Source organism: Streptomyces sp. R818 (genome assembly GCF_056172735.1).
Genome location: NZ_JAOCNE010000005.1, coordinates 45,375 through 59,856, shown reverse-complemented (window position 1 = coordinate 59,856; position 14,482 = coordinate 45,375). Strand labels below are relative to the sequence as shown.

Annotated in this window: 13 protein-coding genes; 11 read left to right on the top strand and 2 right to left on the bottom strand. The window is 71.3% G+C overall.

Features of this window, described 5'->3' with window-relative positions; genetic code table 11:
• The first annotated feature begins 179 nt into the window (after positions 1-179).
• The 6 genes from N5I75_RS15810 to N5I75_RS15785 all read left to right on the top strand — a co-directional run bounded on the left by N5I75_RS15810 (position 180) and on the right by N5I75_RS15785 (position 4,710).
• Positions 180-530 (top strand): DoxX family protein, encoded by a 351-nt coding sequence (locus N5I75_RS15810; protein ID WP_476678030.1) that lies wholly within the window; start codon positions 180-182, stop codon positions 528-530.
• Between the two features lie 68 nt (positions 531-598).
• Positions 599-1,207, top strand: a complete 609-nt coding sequence (locus N5I75_RS15805; RefSeq protein WP_476678029.1) for a nucleosidase — start codon at positions 599-601, stop codon at positions 1,205-1,207.
• A gap of 90 nt (positions 1,208-1,297) precedes the next feature.
• Positions 1,298-2,533 (top strand): methionine adenosyltransferase, encoded by a 1,236-nt coding sequence (gene metK, locus N5I75_RS15800; protein ID WP_476678028.1) that lies wholly within the window; start codon positions 1,298-1,300, stop codon positions 2,531-2,533.
• A 100-nt stretch (positions 2,534-2,633) separates the two neighbouring features.
• Positions 2,634-3,263 carry a 4'-phosphopantetheinyl transferase family protein gene (locus N5I75_RS15795; protein WP_476678026.1) on the top strand — a complete coding sequence of 210 codons (630 nt, stop codon included), beginning with the start codon at positions 2,634-2,636 and terminating at the stop codon, positions 3,261-3,263.
• A 69-nt stretch (positions 3,264-3,332) separates the two neighbouring features.
• The gene (locus N5I75_RS15790) at positions 3,333-3,929 is read left to right on the top strand and encodes a TetR/AcrR family transcriptional regulator (protein WP_476678024.1); all 597 of its coding nucleotides are present in this window, start codon (positions 3,333-3,335) and stop codon (positions 3,927-3,929) included.
• Positions 3,930-4,020: 91 nt separating this feature from the next.
• A complete protein-coding gene (locus N5I75_RS15785; RefSeq protein WP_476678023.1) occupies positions 4,021-4,710 on the top strand; it encodes a type 1 glutamine amidotransferase domain-containing protein in 690 nt (229 codons plus the stop codon).
• Between the two features lie 185 nt (positions 4,711-4,895).
• Here N5I75_RS15785 and N5I75_RS15780 read toward each other — a convergent pair whose 3' ends face one another.
• Complete coding sequence (locus tag N5I75_RS15780; protein ID WP_476678021.1) at positions 4,896-5,528, bottom strand: histidine phosphatase family protein; 633 nt, start codon at positions 5,526-5,528, stop codon at positions 4,896-4,898.
• A gap of 324 nt (positions 5,529-5,852) precedes the next feature.
• On the opposite strand from N5I75_RS15780, the gene N5I75_RS15775 reads away from it, so the two are divergent.
• Positions 5,853-6,197, top strand: a complete 345-nt coding sequence (locus tag N5I75_RS15775; RefSeq protein ID WP_476678019.1) for a hypothetical protein — start codon at positions 5,853-5,855, stop codon at positions 6,195-6,197.
• 132 nt (positions 6,198-6,329) lie between these two features.
• Here the strand turns inward: N5I75_RS15775 and N5I75_RS15770 are convergent, their stop codons facing one another.
• Complete coding sequence (locus N5I75_RS15770) at positions 6,330-7,550, bottom strand: oxygenase MpaB family protein (protein ID WP_476678018.1); 1,221 nt, start codon at positions 7,548-7,550, stop codon at positions 6,330-6,332.
• 332 nt (positions 7,551-7,882) lie between these two features.
• On the opposite strand from N5I75_RS15770, the gene N5I75_RS15765 reads away from it, so the two are divergent.
• The 4 genes from N5I75_RS15765 (at position 7,883) to N5I75_RS15750 (ending at position 14,399) form a co-directional block, all read left to right on the top strand.
• Positions 7,883-9,124, top strand: a complete 1,242-nt coding sequence (locus tag N5I75_RS15765; RefSeq protein ID WP_476678016.1) for a ricin-type beta-trefoil lectin domain protein — start codon at positions 7,883-7,885, stop codon at positions 9,122-9,124.
• A gap of 186 nt (positions 9,125-9,310) precedes the next feature.
• The gene (locus tag N5I75_RS15760) at positions 9,311-12,202 is read left to right on the top strand and encodes a Na+/H+ antiporter subunit A (RefSeq protein ID WP_476678015.1); all 2,892 of its coding nucleotides are present in this window, start codon (positions 9,311-9,313) and stop codon (positions 12,200-12,202) included.
• The gene (locus N5I75_RS15755; protein ID WP_476678013.1) at positions 12,199-12,774 is read left to right on the top strand and encodes a Na(+)/H(+) antiporter subunit C; all 576 of its coding nucleotides are present in this window, start codon (positions 12,199-12,201) and stop codon (positions 12,772-12,774) included. The genes N5I75_RS15760 and N5I75_RS15755 overlap by 4 nt, the downstream gene beginning before the upstream one ends.
• Positions 12,771-14,399: a Na+/H+ antiporter subunit D gene (locus N5I75_RS15750; protein ID WP_476678012.1), complete on the top strand. Its 1,629-nt coding sequence runs from the start codon at positions 12,771-12,773 to the stop codon at positions 14,397-14,399. The genes N5I75_RS15755 and N5I75_RS15750 overlap by 4 nt, the downstream gene beginning before the upstream one ends.
• Positions 14,400-14,482: the final 83 nt, after the last annotated feature.

Sequence of the window (14,482 nt, the reverse complement as noted above, 5' to 3'; positions counted from 1 at the left end):
TTGTTCGAGTATGCCACCGGTGCGAAGGCTCGCACCAGGCATTAAACGATCGTTGCCTCCCATCCTTGCGGTCCGTCGGCGGTCCGTCGGCGCACGCTCTAGGGATCTCCTCGTGTCTGAAGCGCAAACATGGACAGCGGCCGTCAACGTCGGTCAGCCGCCGTCATTCTTGGAGCACCGTGAGCGCCAACTACGTCTTCCTCACCGTCGTCCTGTCGCTGGTCCTCGTCGGCTCGGCGGTGGCCAAACTGAGGCGGCAGCAGTCCCTCGTCACGACCATGCGGGGGCTCGGCGTGCCCGACGCCTGGCTGCCCCGGCTCGCCGCGCTGGAGATCGCGGGCGCCGTCGGCCTCCTCGTCGGCCTGGCGTTCCGCCCGCTGGCGGTGGCCGCCGGAGTCGGGGTGGTCCTCTACTTCGCCGGTGCCGTCGTCTTCCACGTACGGGCGCACGACCGCAAGGGGCTCATCGCACCGGGCGCCCTGACGCTCGTCGCCCTCTTCGTGAGTCTGCTGGCCCTGCAGAACACCTGACCGCGACCGAGCCGCCCGCGACTGGCGTCCCCCTCGGCCTCCCCTCCCTCCGACAGGACTGACACGTCATGCTGCAAGCCCCCCTGTCAGAACCCTCCTTCGCCGCCCGGCTCCGCGGCGAGATCCGTCGCGACCGGCCGCTGATCGTGACGGCGGCCGAGGCGGAGGCGGCCCGCTTCGGCGACACCTGCCCCGTGCTCGTCACCGGCATGGGAAAGGTGCGGGCCGCCATGGAGCTGACGCGGGCGCTCTCGACGGCCCGGCCGCGAGCCGTCGTCAACCTCGGCACCGCCGGGGCGCTCAAGAACGGCCTCGGCGGCATCGTGGAGGTGTCCCGGGTCATCCAGCACGACCTGCCCGACGCCGTACTCCACGAGCTGAGCGGCGCGCACTACGGCCGCCCGCTGACCATCAGCCCGCACCCGGGCGCCACGCTGGCCACCGGCGACGCCTTCGTGGCCGACGGCCTCACCCGCACGCGGCTGGCCGAACACGCCGACCTCGTCGACATGGAGGGCTACGCGATCGCCTCGGTGGCCGAGCGGTTCGCCCTGCCGGTGCGCATCGTGAAGTACGTCAGCGACCGGGCCGACGCGTCCGCGCCGGCAGCCTGGCCGGAAGCGGCGGCGGCGGCCTCCGGCGTGCTGGCCGACTGGATCCAGGAACATCTGGCCTGACCTCATCACCCCAGGGGTCCGGGCCCGCGCCCCGGCCCTCCCGTCCGTGCGGTGCCCGCCCCGGGCCGCCGCGGCAACCACTGGAGAGACGTGTCCCGACGCCTGTTCACCTCGGAGTCCGTGACCGAGGGCCACCCCGACAAGATCGCTGACCAGATCAGCGACACCATCCTCGACGCGCTCCTGCGGCAGGACCCGGCCTCCCGGGTCGCCGTGGAGACACTGATCACGACCGGCCAGGTCCACGTGGCCGGCGAGGTCACCACCAAGGCCTACGCGGACATCGCCACCCTGGTCCGCGACACGATCCTGGGAATCGGCTACGACTCCTCCGCCAAGGGCTTCGACGGCGCCTCCTGCGGGGTGTCGGTGTCGATCGGGGCGCAGTCCCCGGACATCGCGCAGGGCGTCGACACGGCGTACGAGTCGCGGGTGGAGGGCGCCTCCGACGGGGGCGAAGGTGATGAACTGGACCGCCAGGGCGCGGGCGACCAGGGCCTGATGTTCGGCTACGCGACGGACGAGACGCCCACCCTCATGCCGCTGCCGGTCTTCCTGGCGCACCGGCTGTCCGGCCGGCTGGCGGAGGTCCGCAAGAACGGCACGATCCCGTACCTGCGCCCGGACGGCAAGACACAGGTGACCATCGAGTACGACGGGGACACCGCGGTGCGCCTCGACACGGTGGTGGTCTCCTCGCAACATGCCGCGGACATCGACCTGGAGTCGCTCCTCGCCCCCGACATCCGGGAGCACGTGGTCGAGCCGGAGCTGAAGTCGCTGCTCGACGACGGCATCAAACTGGACACCGACACCTACCGTCTCCTCGTGAACCCCACCGGCCGGTTCGAGATCGGTGGCCCGATGGGCGACGCGGGCCTGACCGGCCGCAAGATCATCATCGACACGTACGGCGGCATGGCCCGCCACGGCGGCGGCGCGTTCTCCGGCAAGGACCCCTCCAAGGTGGACCGCTCCGCGGCCTACGCCATGCGCTGGGTGGCCAAGAACGTCGTCGCCGCCGGCCTGGCCTCGCGCTGCGAGGTGCAGGTGGCGTACGCGATCGGCAAGGCGGAGCCGGTGGGCCTGTTCGTGGAGACCTTCGGCACGCACAAGGTGGAGACGGAAAGCATCGAGAGGGCCATCGACGAGGTCTTCGACCTCCGCCCGGCCGCGCTCATCCGCGACCTCGACCTGCTGCGCCCGATCTACGCCCGGACCGCCGCCTACGGCCACTTCGGCCGCGAGCTGCCCGAGTTCACCTGGGAGAGGACCGACCGCGTGGACGCCCTGCGCAAGGCGGTGGGCAATGCGCCCGCATCGTAGGGGCGCCCGGCAGAGGCCGGCCGGCTGTGATGGACGGTGAAGGAAGAGGCATGACGGCGCAAGAACCGATGGTGAACGCGGCTTCGCGGGGACGGGCGGCATGATCGAGCACATCCTCCCCCAGGGGGTCGCGGTCGCCGAGGCCTTCCGCGACGCACCGGCCTCGGACCTCTATCCGCAGGAGGCCCGCATCGTCGCGCAGGCCGTGGCACCGCGCCGGCAGGAGTTCGCCACGGTACGACGGTGCGCCCGCGAGGCGCTGGCCCGGCTCAGCCTGCCCCCCGTGCCGATCCTTCCCGATCGGCACGGGGCGCCCCGCTGGCCCGCGGCGGTGCTCGGCAGCCTCACCCACTGCACCGGCTATCGGGCCGCCGTCGTCGCCCCCGCCGCCGACCTGCGGCTCCTCGGCATCGACGCCGAGCCCGACGCGCCGCTCCCGCGAGGCGTACTGGAATCCATCGCGCTCCCCTCGGAACTGCGACTCGTACGGCATCTGCTCATCCGTCGCCCTCAAGTGCGCTGGGACCGGGCCCTGTTCAGCATGAAGGAGGCGGTGTACAAGAGCTGGTATCCGCACACGGGTGACCGCCTGGACTTCCCGGACGCCGAGCTGACCTTCGACGCGGACAGCCCCGTGTTCACCGCGCGGCTGCGCATTCCGGCGGCGCCTCGGCTGGAGGGCCGCTGGATGGCGGACAAGGGCCTGCTGATCACTGCCATCGCGGCGTGAGAGGCACCGGTAACTTGGGGATCGGGTATTCCTAGACGACTGGTCTACTGATGAGGTACGGTTTCACCCATGCCAGCCACGACAGCGCGCAGCGTCGACACGCGTCGGAGCATCCTCGACACCGCCCGGCGGATAATGGCACACAAGGGCTACTCCGCGGTCGGCCTCAATGAGGTGCTCGCGGAGGCGGGCGTGCCCAAGGGGTCCTTCTACCACTACTTCGCTTCCAAGGACGCCTTCGGCGAGGCTCTCCTGCAGAGCTACTTCGAGGAGTACCTGGCCGACATGGACCGCGTGCTGGCGCGGCCCGGCCGGTCGGCCGCCGAGCGGCTGATGGACTACTGGCGGCTGTGGCGGGACACGCAGAGCTTCGACGCATGTCAGGGCAAGTGCCTGGCCGTGAAGCTCGGCGCCGAGGTGGCCGACCTCTCCGAGCCGATGCGGCTGGCCCTGAAGGAGGGGACGGGCGCGATCGTCGACCGGCTCGAACGGGCCATCTCCGACGGGCTGGCGGACGGCTCGGTCACCATCGAGGGCGCGCCGCGCGAACTGGCGCAGAGCCTCTACGGCATGTGGCTCGGCGCCAGCGTGATGGCCAAGATCCAGCGCAGCCTGGACCCCCTCGACGTCACTGTGGCGATGACCCGCAGACTGCTGCACGCTTAAGGATCCGCACTTCCGTGTCCGGCGCCGTGCCGGACGCGGTGTTCTTCCACCCCTCAGTAGACGACTGGTCTACTGGAAAGTGAGCTGTGTGATGAAGGTTCTGATCGTTCTCACCTCGCACGACACGCTGGGCGACACCGGCCGCAAGACCGGTTTCTGGCTGGAGGAGCTGGCGGCTCCGTACTACCAGTTCCAGGAGGCCGGTTGGGAGATCACCCTCGCCTCTCCGAAGGGCGGCCGGCCGCCCCTGGACCCCAAGAGCAACGAGACCGCCTTCCAGACGGAGCAGACCCGCCGCTTCGAGTCCGACGCGCAGGCGACCGCCGCGCTCGCGGACACCGTCCGTCTGGACTCCGTCTCGGCCGAGGACTTCGACACCGTCTTCTACCCGGGCGGCCACGGTCCCCTGTGGGACCTCGCCGAGGACACCGACTCCGTACGGCTGATCGAGGCGACCCTGCGCTCGGGCAAGCCGCTCGCCCTGGTCTGCCACGCACCCGGCGTCCTGCGCCACGCGGTCCAGGAGGACGGCACTCCGCTGGTGCGGGACAAGAAGGTCACCGGTTTCACCAACTCGGAGGAGGAGGGCGTCGAGCTGACCGAGGTCGTCCCCTTCCTGGTCGAGGACGAGTTGAAGCGTCTGGGCGGCGACTACTCCAAGGGTGAGGACTGGCAGCCCTACGTCGTGCAGGACGGCCTCCTGATCACCGGCCAGAACCCGGCGTCCTCGGGCCCGGCGGCCGAGGCTCTGATCAAGCTGACCGGCACGGTCGGTGCCTGAACAGGCCTACCCTCGCGACGAGTTGCGGACCGCCCGGGCCGGATCGCCGCCATGGCCGCAGATCCGGCCCGGACGGGCCTCGGTGTCCTCGGATCACGTGACCGCCGGACACCCGCTCGCCGCGCGGCATTGATCCGCACGGGCGCCCGGCTCCGACCGGCTGCTCGTGGGTGAGGTCGAGCGGGCTATGAGGCACCGAGGTGCGACGTGTCACCAAGGCTGACGACCTGACGGTTGTGGAAGAAGTCGTCCTCCCGGAGCGTGGTGATGCTGCCCGAGGGGGCCCGGAAACTGACGTAGTCGGCCGACTTGAGCGGCATCCTGATCCAGGACGCCACGACGAAGGTCAGCGAACCGCCGTGCGTCACGACGATCTGGTGCTCGCAGTCGCTGCTCAGGATGTCGTCCATGGCCGCATAGATGCGCTGCGCCCACGCGGCCTTGGTCTCGGCCCCCTCCACGCCCTCGTCGTGGTCCATACGCTCGCCGACAGCGGGCGGCGGGACGAAGCGCCGGTCAAGCCACGCCTGCGGCCTTCCCCCCGCCTCGCCGTAGGACTTCTCCCGCAGCCGACGGTCCAACACCGGCCGCACATTGAACAGTTCGGCCACTTCCTCGGCCGTCCGCAGAGTGCGCCGCAGATCCGAGGAGAACAGCTCGGCCTCGGCGCCGTCCGGGATCCGGGCCCGCAACGCCTGCGCGATGGAGACCGCCGCGCGGACCCCGGCGGGCGTCAGCTCGGAGTCGTGCCACCCGCCGACGACTCCCTCGACGTGGTGCGTCGCCTCCGGGTGGCTGACGACATACAGAGTGCGCATCGGTGCGTGCCTTCCTTTAGAGTGCACGGCGGCCGCCGGACACGGCAGGCATTCTGCCTCCGGCGAGGGGCTGTCGTTCGGGCCCGTACGGCAGTAGCGTGAGGGGCAGTCCGTGAATTGCCTCGTCGTCAGCGCGGCGGGTTCTGGTTTCGGCGACCTCTCGGGCCCGTGGACGGGTCCCTACGCCAGCGGCTGCTATCGCGGGACTCGGCGCCCGCCCCATACGCACCGCACCAGCGAGCTTCAGCACGGGCCGACCTCCACCACCGCGATTGTCGTCCTCGTCGTCGCTCTCGCTGTTCTCGGAAGCGGTGCACGGCTGTCATGGGACTTGTGATGGATGACTTCTTCGTCGACGACCTGTGCCTGATCACTCCTCTGCGGCACGAGGAGGGGGTGGAGCTGGCCCGGGAAGTCGTCGGCACCCACCAGGTGCCGCTGGTGACGGCGGTCGCCGAGTGCGCGCGGCGGGCCGACGAGATCACCGTCGACCTCACCCGCGTCGAGCACCTCTCCGACAGCACCCTGGCGACCTTGGTCGGTTTCGCCCGCACCCTGCGCACCCCGCAGAGTCTGTGCGTGGTGGCCGGTCCCGGACTCCGGCTGCCCGAGCGGCTGCACCGGCACGGCTGGAACGGGATGGACACCTTGCGGCTGCACTGCGAGTAGGGAGCGTGTGTTCCTGCCGTCGCGGGAGGCGGCAGGAGCACGAGCCCTTCGCGCCGTACGTGGTGCAGGACGGCATGCTGGACGCGGTCCACCGCGCGGCCGCGACCGTCCGGACGCGCCGAACTCCCGTTGTCAGCCAGGGCGGTTGGTGTCCGGGATGCTGATGGCGATCGGTCTGGCCTCACCGAGGAAGAGCAGGACGAACTGGCGCAGGGCCTCCTCCAGCGTCCACGCGACGGACGGAATGACGGGGAGGGCGATCAGCCCTTCGCGGAAGGCCACGAGGAGGGGCCAGGCGGTCGCTATCAGCGGTTCGAGGAGCGGTTCCCTGGAGAGGCCGATCATGTCGCCGACCCGGTCGCTCAGCGTGTACCGGGCGAACGCGCTGATGAGCGGGCGGGTGAGGCCGAGGTCGAGTTCGGCGACGATGTCCAGGAGGACCTTGGTCAGGGCCACCCCTTCGGCGCTCGCGCCCAGGATGGGGTCGAGGACCTGCTTGGACTGGGCGTTGGCCGCCGCCCAGCTCGCCGGGATGTACTCGTCCCGGACACCGAGCATCGCCGCGCTCACCTGCCACACATGCAGGTAGGCGTCCGAGTCGGGGGTGCTGACGCGTACGCCCCAGTCCTTGAGCTTGCGCATGACGAACGTGGCCAGGCTGTGCCAGGTGACCAGGATGTCGGCCTGGCTGATCGGGATGGTCTGGCCCCCGCTGGTCTGTGTCCAGCCGGGGGACTGCGGCAGCAGGTGCCGGACGGCCGCGTGCACCATGCGGGTCTTGACACAGGTCACGACCATCGACCCGGTCGGCCGGTGGGCGTCGGTGTCACCGATGTCGTAGCCGAGCCGCGCGGTCTTCGCGATGCGGTCCTTCATGTCCGCGCCGCCCTTGGAGTAGTACACGGCGCGCGCCTCGCGGGGGATGGCGGTGCTCATCAGGCCGCTGCCCAGTCCGTAGAGGGCGCCGACGTAGATGCCCTTCGTCTTGCTGAAGCGGGATCCGCGGTCGAGCAGGGTCCGTTCGGCCCAGGTCGGCAGTTGCCGGGCGTGCTCCATGAAGTCGCGCACGTCCGCGGGCAGTCCGTCGGGCAGGGCCTGGTCGTTGCGGGTCCACTGGGCGAGCGCCGCGTTCACCCGGGCCACGTCGCCCCGTTCGATGACGGCCGCAAGGACGGGGTCGGCCTCGTCGTCCCACACCCACTGCGGGTCGGCGCCCGCACCGGCTCCGGCCACCGAGGAGGCCGGGGACCACGTCCACAGGGATCGCGCGGCGGCGGGCGAGGTGGTGCTCAGCGCCCCGATGGCGCCCAGCGCTCCGCCGTTCAACAGCACCTTCCGTCTGCTCACATCCATTGCCTTGCACTCCTTCGCGATGGGGTCATGGCCGGGGAGGGGCTCGTCCACGTGCTTGCTTGTTACGATGAAACAGAAGCGCGCTCTCTGTTTCTGACAGGTAGGGGACCACAAGCGCGCGGGGTTGCCAGAGGCGCTACGAAGATGTCCCGAATCGCGCGCTCCACAGGCCCTCCGGGCGCACGCCGGAGGGCGCCTCAACGCTTGGCCCGTACCAATGTCTTGACGCCCCCTTACTTCACTCCTTAAATCAACGGGCGAAACGCTTTCACCTTCACCTCCACCTCGGCCGGCTCCCCCTCAACGCCCGGCCGCTCAGGAAGGACCGAGACGTGACCTCCCACCGTCTGCTTCGCAGATGTCTGCTCGCCGCTCTGTCCGCCACGCTGGTCGCGTCCGCCGCGACCGGCGTGGCGCGCGCGGAACCCTCGGACGTCGCCGCCGCCGCCGCGGTGACGTTCTCTGACACCTTCGACGGCGCCGCGGGCAGCGCGGTCAACGCGTCGAAGTGGACGCTGGAGACCGGCGACAACGTCAACAACCACGAGCGCCAGTACTACACGTCCGGCACCAACAACGCCGCCCTGGACGGCCAGGGCCACCTGGTGATCACGGCGAAGAAGGAGAACCCGGCCAACTACCAGTGCTGGTACGGCACGTGCCAGTACACCTCGGCGCGGCTGAACACCTCGGGCAAGTTCAGCGCCCAGTACGGGCACGTCGAGGCGCGCATGAAGATCCCGCGCGGGCAGGGCATGTGGCCCGCGTTCTGGATGCTCGGCACGGACATCGGTTCGGTCGGCTGGCCCAACTCGGGTGAGATCGACGTGATGGAGAACGTCGGCTTCGAGCCCTCCACGGTCCACGGCACGATCCACGGCCCCGGCTACTCCGGATCGGCCGGTGTCGGCGCCGGATACACGCTGCCCGGCGGCCAGGCCTTCGCGGACGCGTTCCACACCTTCGCCGTCGACTGGGCGCCCAACTCGATCAAGTGGTCGGTCGACGGCGTCGTCTACCAGACGCGTACGCCCGCCGACGTGAGCGGCAAGACCTGGGCGTTCAACAAGCCGTTCTTCCTGATACTCAACCTGGCGGTCGGCGGCTATTGGCCGGGCGACCCCAACAGCTCCACCGCCTTCCCCGCCCAGCTCGTCGTGGACTCGGTGTCGGTGACCACGAGCGACGCGCCCTCCGGTGGCGCGATCAGGGGCCTCGCGGGCAAGTGTGTGGACGTCGCCGCGGCGAACTCCGCCAACGGCACCCCCGTACAGCTCTACGACTGCAACGGCACCGCGGCCCAGCAGTGGACCGTGGGCTCTGACGGCACGATCCGCGCGCTCGGCAAGTGCCTGGACGTGACCAGCGGCGGTACCGCCGACGGCACCCCCGTACAGCTCTGGGACTGCAACGGGACGGCCGCGCAGAAGTGGGCGGTCAGCTCGGCCAACGACATCGTCAACCCCCAGGCGAACAAGTGCCTGGACGTGACCGGCAACAACTCGGCCAACGGCACCCGGCTCCAGATCTGGACCTGCTCGGGCGGCGCCAACCAGAAGTGGACCGTGGGCTGACCCGCCTCTGACCGGAGCGCGCCCGGCCCCGGCCGGCGGCTCCGGTCACCGCGGCCGAACCTGCGCGGCCTCGTCGGCCGCCCGACGCCCAGCCCCGCGTGTCCCTCGCGGGGCTGGGCCGCGTTTGCGTGTGTCATCTCGGCGCGCCCGCATGGCATGTACCTTTTTTGCCGATATGCATGGTCAATGACCGTATTGGTCCTGGCCCACCTCGTCCTCGCCCTCTGCGCCGCCCCGCTCATCCGCCGAGCGGGCCCGCGCGGATTCCTCGTGCTCGCCCTGCCGCCCGCCGCCGCGCTCGTCTGGGCCCTGTGCCAGTGGTCCACGGTCACGGGCGGCGGGGCGCGGAGCGAGGCGTGGACGTGGGTCGAGGCCTACGACGTCCAGGTGGCGTTCCGGCTCGACGCGCTCGCGCTGCTCATGGTGGTGCTCGCCGCCGGTGTCGGGGCGCTGGTCCTGCTGTACTGCGTGCGCTACTTCGCCCCCGGGACGCGGCAGTTGGGGCCCTTCGCCGGAAACCTGCTCGGGTTCGCGGGATCGATGCTCGGCCTCGTGCTCGCCGACGACCTGATGATCCTCTACCTGTTCTGGGAGCTGACGACCGTCCTGTCGTTCCTGCTGATCGGATACGACAGTGAGAAGCGGGCGAGCCGCCGCTCCGCGCTGCAGGCACTGACGGTCACCTCGCTCGGCGGGCTCGCCATGTTCGTCGGGCTGCTCATGCTCGGGCACGCGGCGGGCACGTACCGGATCTCCCGGATCCTGGAGGCGCCGCCCGGCGCGAGCGGCACGCTCTCGGCCGCCCTGGTACTGATCCTGGCCGGGGCGCTCACCAAGTCGGCGATCTGGCCGCTGAGCATGTGGCTGCCGAACGCGATGGCCGCGCCCACCCCGGTCAGCGCCTATCTGCACGCCGCCGCGATGGTGAAGGCCGGGGTCTATCTCATCGCGCGGCTCGCCCCCGCGTTCGCCGAGGTCACGCCCTGGCGGCCGCTGCTCCTCACCCTCGGCACGGCGACGATGCTGCTCGGCGGCTGGCGCGCCCTGCGCCTGAACGACCTCAAGCTCGTCCTCGCGTACGGCACCGTCAGCCAGCTGGGCTTCCTGACCGTGCTCGCGGGCGACGGCACGTACAACGCGGGGCTCGCCGCCGCCGCGATGATCCTCGGCCACGCGCTGTTCAAGGCGCCGCTGTTCCTCGTCACCGGGATCGTCGACCACGCGGCCGGGACACGGGATCTGCGGCGCCTCTCCGGAGTGGGGCGGGCCCTGCCGTGGGTGTGCGCCGTGGCCGTGCTCGCGGCGGCCTCGATGGCCGCGTTGGTGCCGCTGCTCGGCTTCGTGGCGAAGGAGGCCGCGTTCGACGCGCTGCTGCACGGCACGGTCGCCGAGCGGTGGGTGCTCGCCCTGATCGTCGTCGGCTCCGCGCTCACCACCGCGTACACGCTGCGCTTCCTGTGGGGTGCCTTCGCCCGCAAGCCGGGCCTGGCCGACACGCCGGTGCACCGCGTCGGCCCCGGCCTCCTCGCGCCGCCCGCGCTGCTCGCCCTCGGCTGCCTCCTGCTCGGCCCGGGGATCGGCCCGGTGGCGCCGCTCTTCGAGGCGTACGCCGCGCAGTACCCCGTCCCCGCGCACCCCTACCACCTGGCGCTGTGGCACGGGTTCGGGACCGCGCTCTGGCTGTCCGCGCTGACCTGGGCGGGCGGCGTGGCGCTGTTCCTCGGCAGGGAGGGCGTCGTGAAACTGGGCCGACGGCTCGCCTGGCCCAAGGCGGACGAGGCGTTCGGCCGCACCGTGCTCGGCCTGGAGCGGACCGCCCTCCAGGTCACGGGCTCGGTGCAGAAGGGCTCACTGCCCGTCTACGTGGCCACCGTCCTCGGTGTCGTGCTCGCCGGGCTCCTCGCGGTCCTCGCCAAGGACCGCCCCTGGGGCCACGCCTCCGCGCCCCGCGCCTGGGACACCCCGTGGCAGGCCGCCGTCACCGTGCTGACCTGCGCGTGCGCGGTGATGTGCCTCGCCGTGCAGCGCCGCATGAAGGCCGCCGTCCTCGCGGGCCTCACCGGCTACGGCACGGCGCTGCTGTACGTCGTCCAGGGCGCGCCCGATCTGGCGCTCACGCAGTTCGGCGTCGAGACCGTCTCGACCGTCGTCCTGATCCTCGTCATGCGGCGCCTGCCCGTGAACTTCGGCGAGGCCGCACGCTCGTGGCGCCGCACGGCCGCCGTGCTGCTCGCGTTCGGCAGCGCCGCCGCCCTCGCCTGCGCGGTGTGGCTGGCCGCGAGCGCCAGGACCGCCGCGCCGGCCGGGGCCGCGATGACGGAGGAGACGGCGCACCACGGCCTGAAGGACGTCGTCGCGACGATCCTCGTCGACTTCCGCGCGTGGGACACCATGGGCGAGTCCGCCGTCCTCGCCGTCGCGGTCCTGGGCGTCACCAGCCTGCTGTACGTCCACCGCAGACAAGGTCCTTCCCCCGGCGCGCCGCCCGCGCTGCCCGGCGGGGTGACCGCCTGGTCCCTGGCTTCGCGCGCCATCCGGGTGCCGGACGCCTACACCCGGACCGCGCCGGGACGCAGCTGGCTCACGGCGGGGGACACCCTCGCGCCCGAACACCGCTCCGTCGTCCTCGAAGTCGTCGCCCGGCTCGTCTTCCACCCGATCCTGACCCTGTCGGTGTACCTGCTGCTGTGCGCCGAGAACCTGCCGGGCGGCGGCTTCGTCGGCGGACTCGTCGCGGGCGTCGCCCTGATGATCCGTTACCTCGCGGGCGGACGCCACGAACTGGCCGCCGCGGCCCCCGTGCACCCCGGCTTCTTCACCGGACTCGGCCTCACCCTGTCGACAGGCGTCGCGCTCCTCGGCCTCGCCGACGGAACGGTGCTGCACGCCTGGACGTGGCACGGACACCTGCCGCTGATCGGCGACTGGCACATGGGCACCGCCGTCCTCTTCGACCTCGGCGTCTACCTGCTCGTCCTCGGCGCCGTCCTCGACGTGACCCGCGCCCTCGGCGCGAAGATCGACCAGAGCACGGAGCACCGGGCCGGGCTCGCCCTCGCGGGGGAGGCGCAGCGGTGACCGTCAGCCTGACCCTGCTCGTCTGCGCCACCGTCCTCACCGGGGTCGGCGGCATCCTCATCCACACCCGCAGCCTGACCCGCGTCCTCATCGGCGTCATCGTCTGCGGCAACGGCGTCAACGTCTTCGTCCTCACCACCACCGGCCGCGCCGGGGACCCGCCGCTGCTGTACCCGGGTGTCCCACACGCCCGGGTCACCGACCCGCTGCCGCAGGCCATCGCGCTGACCGCCGTCGTCATCACGCTCGCCACCACCGCGTTCGTGCTCGCGATGGCGTACCGCAGCGGCCGGCTGTCCGGCTCGGACTTCGTGCCGGACGACGTCGAGGACCGGCGCGTCGTCCTGCGCGCGGAGATCGCCGAGGAACGCGCCGAACTGCGCGAACGCCATCGCGGCGAAGGGCTGCGCGCCTGGCGCGGGGCGCGCCGCGAACAGCGCCACCGGATCCGCGCCGACCGCGCCTATCAGGCCCGCGCCCGCGACGCCACCGGCGACCTGTGGGACGACATCCTCGGCGCGGACCCGCAGCCGTCCCCCGATACCGCCCGGCAGGAGAAGGACCCGACGTGAACGCACTTGTCCCGCTGCCCGTCGTGCTGCCGCTCACCGCCTGCGGCGTCAGCATGTTCATCGGGCCCCGGCTGCGCGTGCTGCACCGGATCATCGGCATCGGCGTCCTCGCCGTCGTCCTCGTCGCCGACCTCGTGCTGCTCGTCGAGGCCGACCGCACCGGGCCGCTCGTCGTCCACCTCGGCGACTTCGCGCCGCCACTCGGCGTCACCCTGGTCGCCGACCGGCTCGCCGCGCTCATGCTGACCGTGTCCGGCGCCGTCACCCTCATCGTGCTGGTCTACGCCCTCGGCCAGGACATGGCGGACCGCGAGGAGAGCGCCCCCATCGCGGTCTTCCACCCGGCCTATCTGGTCCTGGTCTCCGGCGTCTCGCTCACCTTCCTCGCGGGCGACCTCCTGAACCTCTTCGTCGGCTTTGAGATCATGCTGATGGCCAGCTTCGTCCTGCTCACCCTGGGCGGCACCGAACCCCGCCTGCGGGCCGGTTCGACCTACGTCGTCGTCTCCCTCGTCTCCTCGCTGCTCTTCCTCGCGGGCATCGCCGTCGCCTACGCCGCCACGGGCACCGCCAACATGGCGCAGCTCGCCGTCCGCCTGTCCGACGTCCCCCTCGGCGTACGGACCCTCCTTGAGGTGCTGCTGCTCACCGTGTTCGGCGTCAAGGCGGCCGCGTTCCCGGTCGCCGCCTGGCTGCCCGACTCCTATCCGACCGCGCCCGCGCCGGTGACGGCCGTCTTCGCGGGGCTGCTCACCAAGGTCGGCGTGTACTCGATACTGCGCGCCGAGACGCTGCTCTTCCCCGGTAACCGTCTCTCCTCCGTGCTGATGGCCGTCGCGTTCGCGTCCCTGCTGATCGGCATCCTCGGCGCCGTCGCCCAGACCGACCTCAAACGGCTCCTCTCGTTCACCCTCGTCAGCCACATCGGCTTCATGCTGTACGGGATCGCGCTCGGCAGCCGGGGCGCCATCGGCGGCGCCATCGTCTACACCGCCCACCACATCACCGTACAGACGACGCTGTTCCTCGCCGCCGGGCTCCTTGAACGGCGGTACGGAACAACGGAGTTGACGCGGCTCGGTGGAGTCGCCCGCGCCGCGCCGCTCCTTGCCGCGCTCTGGTTCGTGCCCGCCATGAACCTCGCCGGAATCCCACCGCTGTCCGGGTTCCTCGGCAAGCTCGCGCTGATGCGGGCCGGTGCGGCGGACGCCGGACCCGCCGCGTACATCCTGCTCGGCGCCTGTGCCGTCGCCAGCCTGCTGACGCTCTACGTGACGGTGAAGGTGTGGAACCTGGCGTTCTGGCGGGCCGCGCCGCAGCGGTCGGCGCCGGAAGGAGACGTGCTGGACGCCACCGACGACACAGACGCCACCGACGACGACGCTACCGAAGACAACGAGGGCGCGGAGGCCGTCGGCAGTTCCCTCCGCGGCGGCTCCGTGGCGGACACCTGTGTCCGCACCACCGCCCGGCTGCCGCGCGCGATGACCGCGGCGACCGTCGCCGCCGTCGCCCTCGGTCTCTCCTACACCGTGCTCGCGACCCCGCTGACCGGTCTCGCCGACCGCGCGGCCGCCGAGATCCTGGCCGGAACCCCGTACGTGAAGGCGGTGACCGGCCGGTGAGAACCTCCACTGCGCGCCCCCGCACCCGCCGTCTCGACCTTCCGCTCATCGCCTGGCTCACGGTCATCTGGATGCTGCTCTGG

Coding starts and splice junctions, on each gene's coding strand:
- N5I75_RS15805 (WP_476678029.1), top strand. CDS start 599: ATGCTGCAAGCCCCCCTGTCAGAACCCTCCTTCGCCGCCCGGCTCCGC.
- N5I75_RS15795 (WP_476678026.1), top strand. CDS start 2,634: ATGATCGAGCACATCCTCCCCCAGGGGGTCGCGGTCGCCGAGGCCTTC.
- N5I75_RS15790 (WP_476678024.1), top strand. CDS start 3,333: ATGCCAGCCACGACAGCGCGCAGCGTCGACACGCGTCGGAGCATCCTC.
- N5I75_RS15785 (WP_476678023.1), top strand. CDS start 4,021: ATGAAGGTTCTGATCGTTCTCACCTCGCACGACACGCTGGGCGACACC.
- N5I75_RS15780 (WP_476678021.1), bottom strand. CDS start 5,528: ATGCGCACTCTGTATGTCGTCAGCCACCCGGAGGCGACGCACCACGTC.
- N5I75_RS15775 (WP_476678019.1), top strand. CDS start 5,853: ATGGGACTTGTGATGGATGACTTCTTCGTCGACGACCTGTGCCTGATC.
- N5I75_RS15770 (WP_476678018.1), bottom strand. CDS start 7,550: ATGGATGTGAGCAGACGGAAGGTGCTGTTGAACGGCGGAGCGCTGGGC.
- N5I75_RS15760 (WP_476678015.1), top strand. CDS start 9,311: ATGACCGTATTGGTCCTGGCCCACCTCGTCCTCGCCCTCTGCGCCGCC.